The organism is Chryseobacterium sp. LAM-KRS1 (assembly GCF_013184525.1).
Classification (GTDB): Bacteria; Bacteroidota; Bacteroidia; order Flavobacteriales; family Weeksellaceae; genus Chryseobacterium; species Chryseobacterium proteolyticum.
The window spans coordinates 344,350-361,260 of the sequence record NZ_JAAOIZ010000006.1 but is presented as its reverse complement, the minus strand read 5'-3'; the positions used below and the strand labels follow the sequence as shown (position 1 = coordinate 361,260).

The 16,911-nt window shown below is 36.9% G+C and carries 16 protein-coding genes; 10 read left to right on the top strand and 6 right to left on the bottom strand.

The annotated features are described in order from the left end of the window. Positions 1–127: 127 nt before the first annotated feature. The 8 genes from G9C87_RS19170 to G9C87_RS19135 all read left to right on the top strand — a co-directional run bounded on the left by G9C87_RS19170 (position 128) and on the right by G9C87_RS19135 (position 6,246). Positions 128–889 carry a helix-turn-helix domain-containing protein gene (locus tag G9C87_RS19170; protein ID WP_172284141.1) on the top strand — a complete coding sequence of 254 codons (762 nt, stop codon included), beginning with the start codon at positions 128–130 and terminating at the stop codon, positions 887–889. Between the two features lie 24 nt (positions 890–913). Further along, positions 914–2,062, top strand: a complete 1,149-nt coding sequence (locus G9C87_RS19165; RefSeq protein ID WP_172284139.1) for an FAD-dependent oxidoreductase — start codon at positions 914–916, stop codon at positions 2,060–2,062. A 147-nt stretch (positions 2,063–2,209) separates the two neighbouring features. After that, positions 2,210–3,523: a DUF389 domain-containing protein gene (locus G9C87_RS19160; RefSeq protein ID WP_172284137.1), complete on the top strand. Its 1,314-nt coding sequence runs from the start codon at positions 2,210–2,212 to the stop codon at positions 3,521–3,523. 107 nt (positions 3,524–3,630) lie between these two features. Next, complete coding sequence (locus tag G9C87_RS19155) at positions 3,631–4,479, top strand: hypothetical protein (protein ID WP_172284135.1); 849 nt, start codon at positions 3,631–3,633, stop codon at positions 4,477–4,479. Between the two features lie 9 nt (positions 4,480–4,488). Next, positions 4,489–5,046 carry a YdeI/OmpD-associated family protein gene (locus G9C87_RS19150; RefSeq protein ID WP_172284133.1) on the top strand — a complete coding sequence of 186 codons (558 nt, stop codon included), beginning with the start codon at positions 4,489–4,491 and terminating at the stop codon, positions 5,044–5,046. A 2-nt stretch (positions 5,047–5,048) separates the two neighbouring features. Next, positions 5,049–5,714 carry a hypothetical protein gene (locus G9C87_RS19145; RefSeq protein ID WP_172284131.1) on the top strand — a complete coding sequence of 222 codons (666 nt, stop codon included), beginning with the start codon at positions 5,049–5,051 and terminating at the stop codon, positions 5,712–5,714. Between the two features lie 20 nt (positions 5,715–5,734). Then, positions 5,735–6,082, top strand: coding sequence for a hypothetical protein (locus G9C87_RS19140; RefSeq protein WP_172284130.1), 348 nt, complete (start codon positions 5,735–5,737; stop codon positions 6,080–6,082). 14 nt (positions 6,083–6,096) lie between these two features. Beyond that, positions 6,097–6,246 (top strand): hypothetical protein, encoded by a 150-nt coding sequence (locus G9C87_RS19135; protein ID WP_172284128.1) that lies wholly within the window; start codon positions 6,097–6,099, stop codon positions 6,244–6,246. A gap of 54 nt (positions 6,247–6,300) precedes the next feature. Here G9C87_RS19135 and G9C87_RS19130 read toward each other — a convergent pair whose 3' ends face one another. The 3 genes from G9C87_RS19130 to G9C87_RS19120 all read right to left on the bottom strand — a co-directional run bounded on the left by G9C87_RS19130 (position 6,301) and on the right by G9C87_RS19120 (position 8,846). Next, complete coding sequence (locus G9C87_RS19130; RefSeq protein WP_172284126.1) at positions 6,301–6,864, bottom strand: cysteine hydrolase family protein; 564 nt, start codon at positions 6,862–6,864, stop codon at positions 6,301–6,303. A 10-nt stretch (positions 6,865–6,874) separates the two neighbouring features. Continuing rightward, positions 6,875–8,140 carry an MFS transporter gene (locus G9C87_RS19125; RefSeq protein WP_194304279.1) on the bottom strand — a complete coding sequence of 422 codons (1,266 nt, stop codon included), beginning with the start codon at positions 8,138–8,140 and terminating at the stop codon, positions 6,875–6,877. A 91-nt stretch (positions 8,141–8,231) separates the two neighbouring features. Beyond that, on the bottom strand, positions 8,232–8,846 hold the full coding sequence (locus G9C87_RS19120; RefSeq protein ID WP_172284124.1) for a TetR/AcrR family transcriptional regulator: 615 nt from the start codon (positions 8,844–8,846) through the stop codon (positions 8,232–8,234). Between the two features lie 189 nt (positions 8,847–9,035). On the opposite strand from G9C87_RS19120, the gene G9C87_RS19115 reads away from it, so the two are divergent. After that, on the top strand, positions 9,036–9,671 hold the full coding sequence (locus G9C87_RS19115) for a LysE family translocator (protein WP_172284123.1): 636 nt from the start codon (positions 9,036–9,038) through the stop codon (positions 9,669–9,671). A 159-nt stretch (positions 9,672–9,830) separates the two neighbouring features. Beyond that, positions 9,831–11,717 (top strand): hypothetical protein, encoded by a 1,887-nt coding sequence (locus G9C87_RS19110; RefSeq protein ID WP_172284121.1) that lies wholly within the window; start codon positions 9,831–9,833, stop codon positions 11,715–11,717. A 74-nt stretch (positions 11,718–11,791) separates the two neighbouring features. Here the strand turns inward: G9C87_RS19110 and polA are convergent, their stop codons facing one another. From polA to G9C87_RS19095, 3 genes are all read right to left on the bottom strand, one after another. Then, positions 11,792–14,617: a DNA polymerase I gene (gene polA / locus G9C87_RS19105; protein WP_172284119.1), complete on the bottom strand. Its 2,826-nt coding sequence runs from the start codon at positions 14,615–14,617 to the stop codon at positions 11,792–11,794. 114 nt (positions 14,618–14,731) lie between these two features. Then, complete coding sequence (locus tag G9C87_RS19100) at positions 14,732–15,235, bottom strand: hypothetical protein (RefSeq protein WP_172284117.1); 504 nt, start codon at positions 15,233–15,235, stop codon at positions 14,732–14,734. A gap of 9 nt (positions 15,236–15,244) precedes the next feature. Continuing rightward, complete coding sequence (locus G9C87_RS19095; RefSeq protein ID WP_172284115.1) at positions 15,245–16,897, bottom strand: hypothetical protein; 1,653 nt, start codon at positions 16,895–16,897, stop codon at positions 15,245–15,247. Between the last annotated feature and the right edge of the window lie 14 nt (positions 16,898–16,911).

The following is a 16,911-nucleotide window of genomic DNA, read 5'->3' as shown; positions in this document are numbered from 1 at the left end:
TTTAGATTATTATAGTCCAATGAATGCAATTCCAGAAAACCTAGATGAATTCATTTTTTATGTATAGGCTTATTAAAAAATAAATCAGAAAATTTAAATATTCCTGAAATTGAGAAAGTATTAATTTATGGAACTGACTAATAATCTTATCTATGCTTCTCAACTGCCTGAGCCTTCTCTTAAAGACTTTGTAGAAAGTTTCTGGATGTTGGATAATCCGTCAGAAACAAAAGAAACTATTCTTTTACCTGATGGAAGGATAGATATTATATTGTCACAGTCCTCCACAATGCCTTTTCATATTGTTCTTTTAGGCATTGGAACACATCCTGAAGAAATTGTAATTGCTGAAAAATCCAAAACCTTTGCAATTAGTTTTAATTTACTGGCAACCGAATATATACTTCACGAAACTGTTTCTGATATTTTAGATTATGCTAAGAACCTGCCTGAGAATTTCTGGGGTTTCACTGTGGATGATATGAACGATTTTAATCAGTTCTGTAAAAAAGCAACAGAGAAAATAGCATCTGAACTTTCTCTGCGGAAAATTGATGAGCGGAAACGGAAGCTGTTTGACCTTATCTACTCTGCCAACGGAGATATTTCTGTGAAAGAACTTTCTGAAAAGGTGATATGGAGTGAACGGCAGATCAACCGTTATTTTAATCAGCAATACGGTATTTCCTTAAAGTCTTATTGTGGAATTCTCAGATTCAGAGCCTCTTTTACACATATTAAAGAAGGAAAACTTTTCCCCGAACAAAACTTTAGTGACCAGTCTCATTTTATAAAAGAGATTAAAAGGCTTTCCGGATTTCTCCCAAAAGAACTCAGCCAAAATAAAAACGACCGATTTATACAATTTTCTGTTCTTCCCGGGAAGTAATTTTACGTCATAATTTAATAGATTATGATAGTACAAAATAAAAAAATAGCCATTATTGGTGGTGGTCCCGGCGGGCTTACTTTGGCAAATCTCCTGCAGATCAACAAAGCTGAAGTTCAAGTTTATGAGCGTGATGAGCATAAAGATGTCCGTGTACAGGGAGCAACTTTGGATCTGCATGAAGAATCAGGACTGGAAGCTTTAAAAAGAGCCGGGTTAATGGATGCTTTTATCGCTCACTACCGTCCAGATGCGGGAAAATTAAAAATTTTAGACAAAGACCTTACAGTTTATCTCAATGAACATGACTCAGTGAATTCACATAGTGAAGACCGTCCTGAAATCGATAGGGCTCCATTAAGAAAAATTCTGTTGGAAGCACTTACTCCGGGAACCGTGGTTTGGGATAGTCAGTTTTTATCTATGGAAAAACAAGGTGATGGCTGGAGGCTTTATTTTAAAAACGGGAAATCGTATGATGCAGACATCGTTATTGCCGCTGACGGAGCCAACTCCAGAATACGACCTTATATTACAGATATTCAGCCTGTTTATTCAGGAATAACTATGGTTGAGGGAAATATTTACCACGCAGCTATTAATGCTCCAAAACTCTGGAAACTTGTAGAAGGGGGTAAAATTTTTGCATTGGATGAAGAAAAAACATTATTGTTCAGCACCAAAGGAGATGGTACGCTCACTTTTTATACAGGATGTAAAGTCGATGAAAATTGGGTCAGAGAATCCGGAATCGATTTTAGTAACCGAGAGCAGATCTTCGAATGGTTCAGAAAAGAATTTGGAACATGGAATGAGACCTGGCAGGAATTGTTTATGAGTGAGGATTCATCATTTGTTGTACGCCCTCAGTACCACTACCCGCTTGATCAAAAATGGGAAACACTTCCTAACCTGACCATGTTAGGGGATGCTGCTCATAGAATGCCACCTTATGCCGGAGAGGGAGTAAATATGGCGATGCAGGATGCATATGAGCTTGCAGAATGCCTCACTAGCAACAAGTATGACACCGTCCAGGATGCTTTATCTCATTATGAAAACCAAATGCTAAAAAGAGCTTCAGAAATTACCCGGGTTACTTTGGATAATACTATCCTGATGCATGAACCTAAAGCTATAGAAAAACTAATGAAGATGTTTAATGGGGATTAAAACAGCTCTGTGAAGGCCATAACAGAGAAATCATAGATTGTGTTTTATACTCATATTTATTTTTTGGAATTATATCCTAAACATTTATATTTGCGAAAAAGTGAAGTAATGAGATTTTATTCTTCACCCTTATAACACACAACAAAAATGAGAAAAACGATTTCCAATTTTTTAAATCTCCATAACGGAGAAGAAAATCCTGCTATTGTTCTTGAAAATGTGACAAGTAATGTATCCTTCAGGGGAGCCAATTTATGGATTCTGGCTTGTGCTATACTTATTGCGTCTGTAGGATTAAATGTAAACTCAACAGCTGTAATTATAGGAGCCATGTTGATTTCCCCACTTATGGGACCTATTGTAGGAGCAGGTTTTGCTTTGGCTACGTTTAATTTCAGTCTTTTAAAGAAATCCATGAAAAATCTGCTGATCGCCACGGTGGTCAGCTTAACAGTTTCAAGCTTATATTTTTATTTAAGTCCGTTCAAAGATATTCAGTCTGAACTGCTGGCTAGGACTTCGCCTAATATTTATGATGTCCTGATTGCTTTTTTCGGTGGAATTGTGGGAGCGATATCCATCACAAGAATTGAAAAAGGAAACCCCATTCCGGGAGTGGCCATCGCAACAGCGTTAATGCCTCCATTGTGTACTGCAGGATTCGGTATTGCAACTGCAAACTGGTCTTTTGTGGCAGGGGCATTTTACCTGTATACCATCAACTGTTTCTTTATTTGTATTTCTACCTTCCTGATCATAAAATCTCTCAAATATCAGGCTGTAGAAACCACCAATAAAGCGTTTGAAAAAAGAATACGTTATGGCATTTCGATCCTGATCATTATTATGATTGTTCCGAGTTGTTATTTGGCTTATAACCTTTTAAACCAAAAAAAATACAACCAGAATGTAGAGAACTTCATCAATGAAGAATTTTCAAAAAAAGGATACACTGTAATCTATAAAAAAGTGGATTATAATGCCAATCCCAAATCCATTGAGCTTGCTTTTTTATCTACAAAATTCGACAGTACGGAAATAAAGAAATTTAATACTTCATTACAGGATTTTGGGATAAAAAACACCAATCTCGTTATTAAACAAAACACCAGCGATCTTAAAAAAGAGATCTTAAGCGAAATCAATCTTCAAAAAACCAATATTACAGAAAAGGATCTTCAGGTGAATGAATTAAAGAATGAACTGAACCTCTATAAAATGGATAATCCTGAACTGGTAAAAGAAGTAAAGATCCTCTTCCCGGAGGTTCAGGAGATGGCTATCGGAAAACTCCAAAATTATTTTACTACGGATTCAACAAGTCTGGAAACTGCTTTTATTTATCAGTCGGAAACCAAGATAGATGAAGAAAAATTAAAAACATGGTTAGTTAACCGACTTAAGACCAATAATATTATTGTATTCAACACCCGGAAAGATCCTGTAAAGAAAAAGAATTGAGACACACCGGCCTTATCCGGTAGGAATAAAAGCAGATGAAATATCATCTGCTTTTATTTTTCTCTGTAATTTGTGTAAATTCGGATTTGAATATTAACTGATATCTGATGAAAATCCAAAGAAATAAATATCTTCTTCTCAATTATATATTTGTAGTCTGTCTGCTCATTTTGTTTCTGAATGATCATTTTTTTAAATATGAATTCGCAAACTTCCTTACAGGCAAACTCTCGGATGTTGTTGGAATTATCATCCTGCCTTTACTCCTGTCTTATATTTTTCCGAGACTTACAATTTATTCCATATGGATTGGTGCTTTACTCTTTCTATTCTGGAAATCCGGTTATTCCGAAGGGGCGATCAATTGGTATAATCAATATGCATTGATTCCTGTAACAAGAGTTGTTGATTATTCTGATCTGCTGGCTTTGCTGTTCTTGCCCATCCCCTATTTCATCATTCAAAGAGCAAACAACTTACACAGGATCAAAATATCATATCTTCATCCAACTTTTATTTTAATTCCTTCATTGTTTGTTTTGATGGCTACTTCTCCCCCGCCAAGCTTCAGCTATACCGTAAGCCGTGGTAATCTGCAATGTTCAAAATGCCATATTACAGTTAATTATTCACAGGAAGAAATTGTAGACAAACTTAAAAATAACAATATCATTTTCGACACCATCTTCCCAATGAGTGAAAGAATGTTGGAAAGATATCCCGGTTTCCGCAACAATAACATTCACTTCTATAAAATCAACAAGTTAGTGATTGACCGGGATACATTACGAGATCTTGATTTTGCCATGCGAAGTATTAACAGCCATAGAACCAAATTTTATTTTAACGGGATGCAGGTCAACGAAAATATTTCTACCCCTGAACTTATGAGGAAAGCTAGAAAATATTACCGGAAAATAGTATTCAGAGAATTGAAAACATCTTTAAAAAAGTAAAAGTAACGGATGGAAATACAATTTTTTTCAACACCACAGGATTTTCGGGAATGGCTCGAAAAGAACCACGAAACAAAAACAGAACTGTTGGTAGGATTTTATAAAATAGGGACAAAGAAACCCTCTATGACCTGGTCGGAATCTGTAGACCAGGCTTTATGCTATGGCTGGATTGATGGAGTAAGAAAAAGTGTAGACGACGAAAAATATACCATCCGCTTTACTCCCAGAAAACCGACAAGCATCTGGAGTGCGATCAATATAAAAAAGGTTGAAGATCTGACTCAAGCAGGATTAATGAAAACAGCGGGTCTCAAAGCATTTGCATTGAGAAAACAGGAAAAAACAGCAATATATTCCCATGAAAATGCTCTGGCCGAATTAAGTCCTGCCTTTGAAAAACAATTCAAATCGAATAAAAAAGCCTGGGATTTTTTTAGTAATCAAGCACCATCATATAAGAAAGTCATGCTGCACTGGATCATGTCTGCCAAACAGGAGAAAACCAGGATATCCAGATTGGAGAAAACAATCCGTGAAAGTGAACAACAAAAACGAGTTTTATAATTATGGAAAAAAATTTCACATTAACAGGTGGTGCAAGGATTGGTCTTGCCAATGCCACTTATCCATTTGCTGACCTGTATGTTGATGCAGATATACTAAAGATTAATGCTTCCCTGGTAGGCAATCTCGTTTTCCAACCTCAGGATATTATCTCTATAAAGCCGTACACTTCAATTCCTCTGATCGGACAGGGAATCAAAATCGATCATCGCGTTGAGAAGTACAATTCAAATGTTATTTTCTGGACCTTTAGAGATCCTGCAGGAATAATCAATGAAATAGAAAAAACCGGATTTTTAGCAGCTAAAGCAAATACTGCACCTCCAAAGAATTATACAATTATTGAACAGCAAATGCAGGGTGGATTTCCTTTAAAACCTTTAGTCCCTATATTGCTGATTATTGCGTGGAATGCACTTTTCCTGTATGATTTTCTTCCTCATTCCGGAAATAAAAATACCTTACAAACATTTCCCGGGCCGGGAGTATGCTCTGCTCTGGGACTGGTCTTTATCACAGCATTACTCTCATTAATATCAAACGGCTTCAGAAGATTGATCTTAAAAAAAGGAAGGAGTTTTGAAGATATTAAGAAATTTTCCATTTTTATTTTAGGTATTACAGGTTTTATGCTGATCGTTTTTCTGGCTATAGGAATCGTGAACTAATATACAGTATCTGAGAACCTATGAAACCAACCATTTTTGATAACGAACAATACCGGATTTACATTCCTTTCCGAAAATCCATAGACTTCGAAAGCAAGCTCTGCGAAGCTAATATTGAATACTGGACTGATTCTGAAATGCAAACTGCTTCCGGTGATATCAGATTTTACTTCAATAAAAAAGATGCTGCCAGAATTGAAAAAATATTGAAGGAAAATAAGATTCAGTCAGCTGATGATTTTAAAGTTCCTTCTGATTATCCGGCATATCAAAAGCTTTATTTTAGGGCTATTGTTCTTGCTATAGCACTTTTTGTGATTGGATTTATTATTTTAAAAGTTTATCAAATTTTATTTAAAGACCGCTGATCAAATATTTAACGATGAGAAATAAACTGATCTTTATATCAGTAAAAGGCGAAAAAAAATATAAAGAAACAGTGCAGCCCTACTTGGATAAAAGAAATGGAAAAGGCTGGGAAAACAGAATGGAGAAAGAAGTGGAAAATATAAAGAAAACTCCATTAAAATAAATGAGAACTAAGAAAAAATCAAAACTCCGGATTATTATCCGGAGTTTTAATTTTTTATCCTATCCAATTACCCAAACTGACCACCTCGGCCTGAATAGGAAATACTTTAGCAGTAAGTACCTGATGAACTTCAGAATCCCTGTCTGCACAACAATCTTCAATCACCGTCAATTCATAATCCTTATCTGCAGCTTCCCGTAAAGTAGATAATACTACTCCCGAAGTACTGATGCCGGTCAGTATAAGATGTCGGATCTCCTTTCCTCTTAATACAACTTCCAGATCACTTCCTGTAAATGCACTGAACCGTTTTTTTGTTACGATCACTTCATCTTTTTCAGGTAGGACTTCCTGGTGAATCTCCTGCCATTGTGCTGCAAATTCCGGAGTCCACATTTCTTTGTTTCCAAATCTGGAAAAAGTTTTGTTATGTTCACTGATCTCAGGAGCTCCGGGTCTGAAAGCAACCACAACATAAATAACCGGGATCCCGTTTGACCTCGCATGAAAAATGGCTTTTGAAATATTGCTGACTAATGGCTTCGGATCGTCAATATTCTGTAAAATAGAATTTTGTATATCCATTACCAGCAAAGCGCTTTTGTTTGTTTCTTGCATTTTTTTAATATTAAATTGTTTCACGAGTGAATTCCTCTTTTTCCGGAGAGGATACTTTATTTTTTTCAGGAATTGTAAATAACCTGTAGAAACATATTGCTATCAGGATTGCGAGTATTCCTTGAATCAGGAGTGTATTACTACTTCCTATATGCTCTGAAGCATATCCTGTGACTAAACTTCCCAACGGAAGCATTCCAAAAATAGCCGTTAATAAAATACTGATCGCCCTCCCTTTCATATGAGGTGCCGCTTCGGACTGCACGATAATATTACAGCTGGTCAGTTGCATCACACTTCCAAATCCTGTAAAGACCACAAACAGCATTGCCCAGTAAAAATTTGTTGACTGCGAAAACAGAATAAGCCCCAAACCAAGGGCTGCTGTACTCAGAACAAGATAGAACCTGAGTTTATCATTTCTTTTGAGTGAGGCCAGTAGAATGGTTCCTGAAACAGCTCCTAAGCCTATAAATCCTGAAATATATCCAAAAGTGGATGCACTTCCTTTAAAAGTAATTTTAGCAACCTCAGGAATTAAAGTATCGTAAGGTAAAACCAGTAAACCCATCAGGGAAAGCATAAGAATTACCAAGCCGATTCTGGACTCATTTTTAAGATAAACCCACCCCTCTTTGAATTCTGAGAGTACTTTTTTATGCGTTGTTTTCTTTTCATATGCCGGCAACTTCATCATCGAAAAACAGACAATTACAATCATAAAACCAATTGCATTAAGTACAAAACAAAAACCGACATTCCAATGCTCTAATACAAAACCCGCAACTGCAGGACCTAATACCTTGCTGATACTTGATGTTGCAGAGCTGAGAGAAAGTGCACTTGGAACATCACTTTCCTCCATCACTACCTGGCTGATCATTGTTTGCCTTGCCGGAACATCAAAAGCATTGATTATTCCCAACACCACACTTAAAGCCAGAATTTGCCAGACAACAATATGATGGGCTAAAAATAAGACCGCCAGTAATGAGGTTTGCAATACTGCCGCAATCTGTGTCCATCGTATGATCGTACTCCTGTTGAACCGGTCTGCCGCAACCCCTCCGGCAAAAGAAAAAAGGAATGAAGGAAATTGCTCAGCAAACACTGTAACCCCCAACATAAACGAAGAATGGGTAAGCGAATAGATGAGCCATACAATAGCTGTTCGCTGCATCCATGTTCCAAACTGGGATATGGAACGTCCTGCAAAATAATATTTGAAATTGTCACTTTTAAAAGCCCTGAATGTGCTTACACTGCTGATATTCATTATGTATAATATCTTGTTTTAATTACTAATACAACTCCAATCTAACTATTTGACAAAAATCATCAAAACGTCAAATTTTAAATAAAAAAAATCATCCTTTTATCTTCTCAACAATCATTTGGGCAAACATTTCTGCACCATCTTCCCATTGATCCTTATAATTCTCACTAACTGATTCACGTCGGATCCCACGAATGCTGCTCAGTAAAACAAACAAGAGAACATCTAGAGCTGTGGAATCAGGTTCATTAATTTCACCTGCTGTTACAGCATCGCGAATTACTTTTTTTAACAAAGCAGTCTCAGAACGCATCATCCTCTGATGAATTTCCCATATAATATCAGAATATTTAGAGCGTTCCTCGCTATCCATACGTGCTTCAATAGCTATTATAAAGTTTCTGGTCTTTTTAAAACCCTTTACTTTAGCAAAACAAAAAGCCCGGATGCGCGATTCTAAAGTTTCTTCTTTATAAATCATCTTTTCCAGCTCATCCTTCACTTCATCTACTAAGGAAATCATAACTGCCTCAAAAAGCTCATCCCTGTTTTTGAAATAATAATAAAGAGCACTTCTGGTCTTTCCCACAGCTTTAGCTACATCATCCATCGTCACCTTTTTAATTCCATACCTTTGATACAGATCCTGTGCGGTCTGTAAAATCTGGCTTTTTAAAATTTCTTCCTGTGAAAGTGGTTGACTCATCTGGTTAATTTTCTGTATAGAAACATTTGACAAATTTACAAATTTTGTCGAAATGAAAAATCTTTTTATCTATTTTTTACTCTTTTTGATTAAAAAAACCTGTAAAAAAGTTTTATGAAGTGAAAAAGCAAGATCGGAATAGTATTTAGACTTTCCTTTTAATGCATTTTTATACCTTTGTGAAAAATTATGATTCCTATCCATGATCTTTTATTTTTCGCTCTGGCAGCGCTTATTCTGGTCATAAGTCCCGGGCCTAACATGATCTATTTGATTTCAAGATCCATTACACAGGGAAAAAAAGCGGGACTGATTTCTCTTGCCGGTGTGGTCTGTGGCTTTTTATTTCATATTGTCATGGTTTCTTTTGGACTTACCGCTGTATTATTTGCTGTTCCATACGCTTATATTATTTTAAAAACATTGGGAACAGTATATCTTTTATACCTTGCTTATCAGGCTATCAAACCCAACAGTAAGAACATCTTTGATGTGGATCAGGACATGACCATAGACAGTCCCCGAAAACTCTTTACCGTTGGTTTTTTAACGAATGTTCTTAATCCAAAGGTTGCTGTTTTTTATCTTTCCTTTTTCCCACAGTTTATAAAGCCTCAATATGGCTCTATTTTTACACAAAGCATTGAATTAGGGATGATACAGGCCTTCACAAGTTTCACCATCAATTTCATCATTGTTCTGACCGCAGCAAAAGTAGCTTCCTTTTTTGCTAAAAATCCTCTCTGGGTACGAATACAAAAATGGTTTATGGCCAGTGTACTGGTTTTTCTCGCTGTGAAAATGGCACTTTCAAAAGCTAAATAGATTCTCAATTCTATTAAAAAAATTAACCTTATTAATGGCAGCCTTAACAATAGTTTAAGGCTTTTTCTTATTTTAAAAAATAGCGAAAAAGGGTAATTGAAACTGAATGGTGATTATTCCAACTTTGTTTAGAGATAAGACTAACCAAAACAAAGAGCCATGAAAAATTATTTATCAAAAACTTTAAGCCTATTCAGCGTCTTGCTTTTTCTAGGCAGCTGTACTCCGCTAAAAACCGCATTGAATAAAAAATTTCCGCCTGTTTCTACCATCGACCAGCAATATACCTCGGTTGAAAAAAACCTTTCTGAGCTTACTGATTTCAGCCCCCATATAGGAGTAAATATAGATAGGGATATTATTCTGCAATATTTACCTCCTGAGATCAAAAAAGCAGCGGAAGCGATAAATGATGAGAACATCCTGGTACAAAATGTAACTCCAAAACTATCCTTTGATAAACAGGGAATATTTGTAGAAGCTGATTTTTCAGTCAGGTTTCCTAAATATAGTATAGAAGCCACGGGGAATTTCAAAGGGGTTACTGCTGTTTCTACCAAATCAGATTCTTTATACCTGAGAAGTGCTTTAACTTCTTTAAAAATTGAAAGCATTAAATTTTTGAAACATCCCAAAATATCACAAAAGGTATTGGCAAAATTGCTTTCCCCCATTCTTAAAAATTATATCGACAATGTAAACGGGCAAATTTTTAAAAAGCCAACAATTATTAATATTGGCTGGGGACAATCTTATCAGCTTAGCCTAAAGGAAATGTTTAAAAATCCGGACACTGAAATTATCGCTGACTCCATAAGAATATCACGGTTTGTAAAAAAATCATCGGTAAGAATACAATCCACAGGTATTTCGATAATGGCTGAATTAACAAAAGAAAAGCCTTTAATTAATGACTTAATAAGTATTTCTCAAAGCAAACCTAGAAATGAAGCTGAATTATCTAAACTGTTCAAATCATTTAGTGAAAGGTATGACAATTTATGGCTAAGCGTTTTTGAACCTATTGATGCAAAATCTTCAGTAACGGCTAATGTAAGTAAAGCAGAGATTTCATCGATTTTCAACGAAGCCTTTTCCACTCCTATTATTTTAAAACAGAATTTCATTATTCCTCAGACTTCATTCAATGAGAAGCTGGAAGTAAAAAGAGGTGATATCAACTGCCAGAAAGTAAGAACTGATTTTAAATATCCTGATTTTAACGGCCCAAGTTGTAACTGGAGCTGCTCCAGATGGGACCCGATATGTCACAGTACAAGGGCTGCATGCAGAGTACGAAGAGAGGCGCAAAGAGTCATTTGGCAGACTGCCCGTGAAACGGCTCGTATTGCTCATCAGGTTGAAAATGAAGCCAAAGTAGCAGCCTGTAACGTCTGGCGGGAAACCCTGGATTTCTTAGCTTTGGGAAGATTTAAAGGAGAAATATCCGGTAACGGAAAAGCGTTTGTTCATTTTCAATTCCTCCGTTTTAATCCGGATCTTTCAGAAATGAGCATGCAATACTATGGTAATGTCGATGCTACTCTGCAGTCCAATCTTGAGTTAAAGCCTGTGGACCTTGGACATATTTTCTTTTGCTTTTCCGATTATGATAAAAGAGTATCAAGTGATATTGACATTAGTATACCAGAGTCCGTATCAAAAATATCTATCACCTCAGCACGTGAAGGAGAAAACCTTCTTTTACATATCAAGCCCGATGATATATTATATAATGCATCTATACAACCAAGTCCACTTCATAGTCTTCTTTTGGATCCTAAATTTCAGATACAATGTCCTATCAGTGTTTTATTAACCTTAGGGCAAATAGGTATAGCTGCCGGAGAGTTTCTTAACATGGTTAAATTAGCCCCTGAACAAAAACTACTGCTTCTTGGACAAACAAATGGAAGTTATAGCATCGACAGTTTTCAAATTCCATTCAAACCCATTGAGTTTAAAATCAATGGTGTCCAAAAAAAATCATCTGTATTCTGGAATAGTAAATCGATACAGTTCACCTATTTGGAACCAATCCTTTAAGATCAATAATTATCAACGAAAAAATGCTGAATTGAATTCAGCATTTTTTTATTGTTACAGGAAACAATTGTATTTTAATGGGCTTCCAGCCAGTTGTTCCCTACTCCAACCTCAACCAATAAAGGAACCTGCGTTTCGATGGCACTTTCCATTTCGGTTTTGATAAGTTTTGTAGCAACTTCAATTTCTTCGATCGGTGATTCAAACACCAATTCGTCATGTACCTGCAGCAGCATTTTGGTTTGAAGATTTTGTTCATCCAATTGCTTGTCAATTTTGATCATTGCCACTTTTACAACATCTGCCGCGCTTCCCTGAACAGGAGCATTGACGGCATTCCGCTCTGCATGGCCACGCACAACAAAGTTATTGGAGTTGATATCTTTTAAATGACGCTTTCTTCCTAAAATAGTTTCTACATATCCTAGCTCGCGGGCTTTTTTAACCTGCTCAGCCATATACTCTTTCAGCTTCGGATAGGTCTCAAAATAAGCTTCGATCATCTGTTTGGCTTCTGATCTGGATAGCCCTGTTTGTTCTGCTAGTGCGAAAGCGCCCTGACCGTAAATGATTCCGAAGTTAACTGTTTTAGCCTGCCCTCTTTGTGTTTTGGATACTTCTTCCAAAGGAATTTTAAAGAGTTTCGCAGCTGTAGAAGCGTGGATATCTTCACCGTCCTGGAACGCTTTGATCATATTATTTTCACCTGAAATCTCAGCAATCAGACGTAATTCGATCTGAGAATAATCGGCTGAGATGATTTTCTTTCCTTCTCCGGAAACAAATGCACCACGAATCTGTTGTCCTCTCAATGTTCTGATCGGAATATTCTGCAAATTCGGATTTACACTTGCCAGACGTCCGGTTGCAGCAGTTGTCTGCGAGAAATTGGTATGTACACGCTCATCTTTATCAATCTGGGATGGTAAGGCATCTACATATGTTGATTTCAGTTTCTGATAGGTTCTGTATTCCAGGATATGCTGAATGATCTCATGCTTTGAAGAAAGTTTTTGAAGAACATCTTCCGAAGTAGCATATTGCCCTGTTTTAGTTTTTTTAGCTTTCGGATCAAGCTGCATCTTTTCAAATAATATTTCTCCTAATTGCTTAGGAGAGTTCATATTGAATTCCTCACCTGAAAACTCGAAAATTTTAGATTCAAGCTGTTTCAGATCGTTTTCAAGGTCAATACTTTCCTGAGCCAACCATTTTTCATCAAGAGAAATCCCCGCCAGCTCCATTTTTGCAAGAACGACCATTAATGGCATTTCTATTTTAAAAAACAGGTCTTCAAGGTTTTCTTTTTTCAATTGCGGAGCAAAAAGCTCATATAATTGGAACGTTACATCTGCGTCTTCCGCAGCATAATCTGTTTGTGTCCTTAAATCCGCGTCTCTGAAAGTTCCCTGCTTCTTACCTTTTTTACCAATAATGGTTTCTATGGAAACAGGTTTATAATTTAAATATACTTCTGAAAGGTAATCCATTCCGTGTCTTCCGTCCGGATTCAGAAGATAGTGAGCAATCATAGTATCGAACATTGCACCTTTTACAGTAATGCCGTATTGCTTTAATATCTTGTAATCAAATTTCAGGTTATGGGCTACCTTAAGAAGATCTTCTTTTTCAAAAAAAGGTCTGAAAATTTCTAATGTTTGCAGCACTTCTCCTTGATCTTCTGACAAAGGTATGTAATAAGCCAATCCTTTCTTATAGGAGAAACTCATTCCTACCAATTCAGCTTCCAACTCATTTAAAGAAGTTGTTTCGGTATCAAAACATACTACCCTTTGCTGTAATAAATTGTTAACAAGGATTTTCTGTGCCTTAGGATTATCTATAAACTGGTATAAATGTTCGTTGTGTTCTATTGTTGATTTTGTAGAAGTCGCCTGATCCAATTCCTCATAAGTAGCAAACAGATCAAGCTGTGTAACCTGACCCTTTACCTGAGTTCCGGCAGGAGTCTGTGTAACCTCAACCTCACTTACCACAACAGTTTCTGTAGGAGCAAAAGCACGGTAAAGATTTTCATATAATCTTCTGAATTCTATCTCGTCAAAAACCTGTTTTACTTTTTCAAAATCAGGAGTTTCAAGATCGTATTGTTCCTGATGGAACTCGATAGGAGCATCACAGATAATGGTGGCTAGTTTTTTAGATAAAATTCCTCTTTCTGCCGATGCTTCTACTTTTTCTTTCAACTTTCCTTTTAACTGATGGGTATTGGCTAAAAGATTTTCGATACTTCCGTATTCTTTCAGGAATTTCATCGCGGTTTTTTCTCCTACTCCTTCTAATCCCGGAATATTATCTACGGCATCCCCCATCATCGCCAGGAAGTCAATGACCTGTTTCGGATCATCGATTTCATATTTAGCTTTTACTTCTTCTACACCAAGAATTTCTATATCTCCTCCTTTTAAACCTGGTTTATAAATCTTGATTTTATCGGTAACCAATTGGGCAAAGTCTTTGTCCGGTGTTACCATAAAAGTAGTGTATCCTTCTTTTTCTGCTTTGCAGGCAATGGTACCGATTACGTCATCCGCTTCATATCCTTCAACCCCTAAGTAAGGAATATGCATTGCCTCCAAAATCCTGTGAATGTACGGAACGGCAATCTTGATCGCCTCAGGGGTTTCACTTCTGTTCGCCTTATAATCTGCAAAATCATCTGTTCTTACACTGGCTTGTCCTACATCAAACACCACTGCCAAATGCGTAGGTCTTTCTCTTCTGATCAATTCGATCAGAGAGTTTGTAAAACCAAAAATAGCCGAAGTATCAATTCCCGTACTCGTTAACCTTGGATTTCTGATCAATGCGTAATATCCTCTGAAAATCATCGCATAAGCATCGATGAGAAATAACCTTTTATCTTGAGTTGCGTCCATATTTTCTATAATGAACAAATATAAGAAAATAGGAATATTTATGTTCTACAATTAAAGATGAGATTTTTAATTTTAAAGTTCCATCAAATAAAAAAAGACCTTTTCAGGTCTTCTTTATTTTTTACTATAATTAAGATGCGGATTATCAGGTTTAAATTCATAATTAAACAATTCTTCTTTGGAAAGGCTTAACAGTTCCCGTATATAATCCGGCAAAAATTCTCCGAATTTATCCTGGTAAGAAGTTGTTTCCTGAAATGTCCCATCAATAAGTTCAATAGATTTCAGATACTCATTATTAAAAACGATGCTTGCATTTACAATATTCCCATCTTCATCATATTCTTTTGAAACACCATACATTACATTGCCTTTGTTTTCATTAGCCTGCTCCAGATTTCCGTCAGAATCATAGATATATTCGATCCCATTTTTGTAGCCATTCTTATATTGGGCTTCAGATTCTATAGCATCTTTGAATTTTACATATATTTCTCCCGTAAAGGGTTCTTTACATTCTTTATCTAAAAAATATACAGCAAATCCGTTACTATCATTTTTAGTATACAAACGATCATCAGTATCTTCTAATCTCAGCTCTGCATTTTTGTCAATCATATAAGTTTATTATTTATGTCCATGAGTGTTTATTCCATCTGTCAGGAAACCACAATGAGGGCATCTTACCTTAGGAGGAGGTGTTCCATTATTATTTTTAATTGCATTATTCTGTAAATCCCTATTGTGAAGATCCATTTCCCGGATTGAATTTTCATCTACCGGAAGACCGGCTTCCCTTCTTGCTTTTAAAGCCTGATCGTAAGCTCTTATTTCAGAGTGAGCTGCTAATCGGTTGTCTGCAGTTTCAGGAAGTTTTATTTCACCACTTTTAATTTTAGCTTCGTACTCTGCTACTTTTTGTTTGATAAGAGGATCTGCACCACCCAATTCAGGAGGATCACTCAACCATTTTTCATAAGCATTCTTGCCTGTTACGTTATTTTTAAAGTTTTGTCCAAAAAAGGTTTTACCTGTTGCAGGATCATATACGCCTGATAAACATGGTCCCCTTTCTTTAGCACTTTGAGTTTCTACAATTTCTTTAGCCTTCGCCTCTGTATCAGCAATTAATTTATCACTAGGTTTTTGGGGTGTACTTTCATAAGCATCACCTTTTTTATTTTCTCCGGAATTGTTTTGCCCTTCATCACCTTGTCCTTTATTTCCGTTAGGTCCATCTTCCTCTGCCGCTTGCTGTTTCTCGTCTTTTGGTGGTTCTTCGTCCTTTGGCTGACCTTCATCTTTTGGTTTTCCTTCTTCTTTATTAGAGGTATTTCCGTCATTATCAGAAGGAGTATTTCCATCCTTATCACCACCGCTGTTTGATTCTTTTATAGGCGGAGCAGGCTCTTTCACTTTAATATTAAGCAAATATAGGAAAAGAAGATAATCGGACGGATGGGCCTGTCCGGTAAAAATACGTTTTCCCATGCCTATTTCAGGAATTCCTCCATTGACTAAAGCAGCTCCGGCATCACCGGCATCCTGAACATTTCCATAAGCATGCTCATTAGCCAGCGCATTTAATCCGAACAATGCACGACTGCCTCCCCAAATTCCGGTAAAACTTCCGGCAACGTTTGAGAGAACACTGGAAAAGGTTGGCGCTGCTACGGCTAGTGATCCGCCTGCCAGTCCCGAGACCAGAAATCCTCCAGCCCCTACCGCCGCACCACCAAGGGCACAGCCTGCAAGCTGAGTAACATAATTAAAGCTACCCAAAGCTAAAGCATGGGTCCAGCTTTTGATTTCAGGAGCAAATTTCACCACTCCACCTATAGAACAGGTCATGGTACGGTCTCCTGTAATACCTGGAGTTCCTGTAAGTATTAGATTGCTCTTACTTCCATCCCATGTTCTTGCTGTTGCATTTTTTTGCCCACACTTCAACGCTCCGTCTACGGCTGCAATAACTCCACCTGCAACCCCAGCAGCTGCGCCTATAGCCATCATTCCGATAAGGCCAATAGCAGCAACTCCTCCGGTACCTACAATTAAGGCAACTACTACCACTACTGCCACAGCAGTTAAAAGTGCAGCCCAAAGCATATTTTTTGTACAGCCGAAATCGATCCAGCTGCTTGTAGCCGTATCCGCTACAGTGATATAGACTTCTCCTGAGCTTTTTTTATTGCTTTTTCTGGTTCCCTGCAATTGTGCAGGCATTGCACCACTGGAGCACATCCAGAAGTCTTTTTCTGTAATAATCTTATTTCCCATATCTGGTTTTTAGG

Bases quoted from the DNA above. Each gene is read 5' to 3' on its own strand.
- G9C87_RS19170 (WP_172284141.1), top strand. From the start codon at position 128: ATGGAACTGACTAATAATCTTATCTATGCTTCTCAACTGCCTGAGCCT.
- G9C87_RS19165 (WP_172284139.1), top strand. From the start codon at position 914: ATGATAGTACAAAATAAAAAAATAGCCATTATTGGTGGTGGTCCCGGC.
- G9C87_RS19160 (WP_172284137.1), top strand. From the start codon at position 2,210: ATGAGAAAAACGATTTCCAATTTTTTAAATCTCCATAACGGAGAAGAA.
- G9C87_RS19155 (WP_172284135.1), top strand. From the start codon at position 3,631: ATGAAAATCCAAAGAAATAAATATCTTCTTCTCAATTATATATTTGTA.
- G9C87_RS19150 (WP_172284133.1), top strand. From the start codon at position 4,489: ATGGAAATACAATTTTTTTCAACACCACAGGATTTTCGGGAATGGCTC.
- G9C87_RS19145 (WP_172284131.1), top strand. From the start codon at position 5,049: ATGGAAAAAAATTTCACATTAACAGGTGGTGCAAGGATTGGTCTTGCC.
- G9C87_RS19140 (WP_172284130.1), top strand. From the start codon at position 5,735: ATGAAACCAACCATTTTTGATAACGAACAATACCGGATTTACATTCCT.
- G9C87_RS19135 (WP_172284128.1), top strand. From the start codon at position 6,097: ATGAGAAATAAACTGATCTTTATATCAGTAAAAGGCGAAAAAAAATAT.
- G9C87_RS19130 (WP_172284126.1), bottom strand. From the start codon at position 6,864: ATGCAAGAAACAAACAAAAGCGCTTTGCTGGTAATGGATATACAAAAT.
- G9C87_RS19125 (WP_194304279.1), bottom strand. From the start codon at position 8,140: ATGAATATCAGCAGTGTAAGCACATTCAGGGCTTTTAAAAGTGACAAT.
- G9C87_RS19120 (WP_172284124.1), bottom strand. From the start codon at position 8,846: ATGAGTCAACCACTTTCACAGGAAGAAATTTTAAAAAGCCAGATTTTA.
- G9C87_RS19115 (WP_172284123.1), top strand. From the start codon at position 9,036: ATGATTCCTATCCATGATCTTTTATTTTTCGCTCTGGCAGCGCTTATT.
- G9C87_RS19110 (WP_172284121.1), top strand. From the start codon at position 9,831: ATGAAAAATTATTTATCAAAAACTTTAAGCCTATTCAGCGTCTTGCTT.
- polA (WP_172284119.1), bottom strand. From the start codon at position 14,617: ATGGACGCAACTCAAGATAAAAGGTTATTTCTCATCGATGCTTATGCG.
- G9C87_RS19100 (WP_172284117.1), bottom strand. From the start codon at position 15,235: ATGATTGACAAAAATGCAGAGCTGAGATTAGAAGATACTGATGATCGT.
- G9C87_RS19095 (WP_172284115.1), bottom strand. From the start codon at position 16,897: ATGGGAAATAAGATTATTACAGAAAAAGACTTCTGGATGTGCTCCAGT.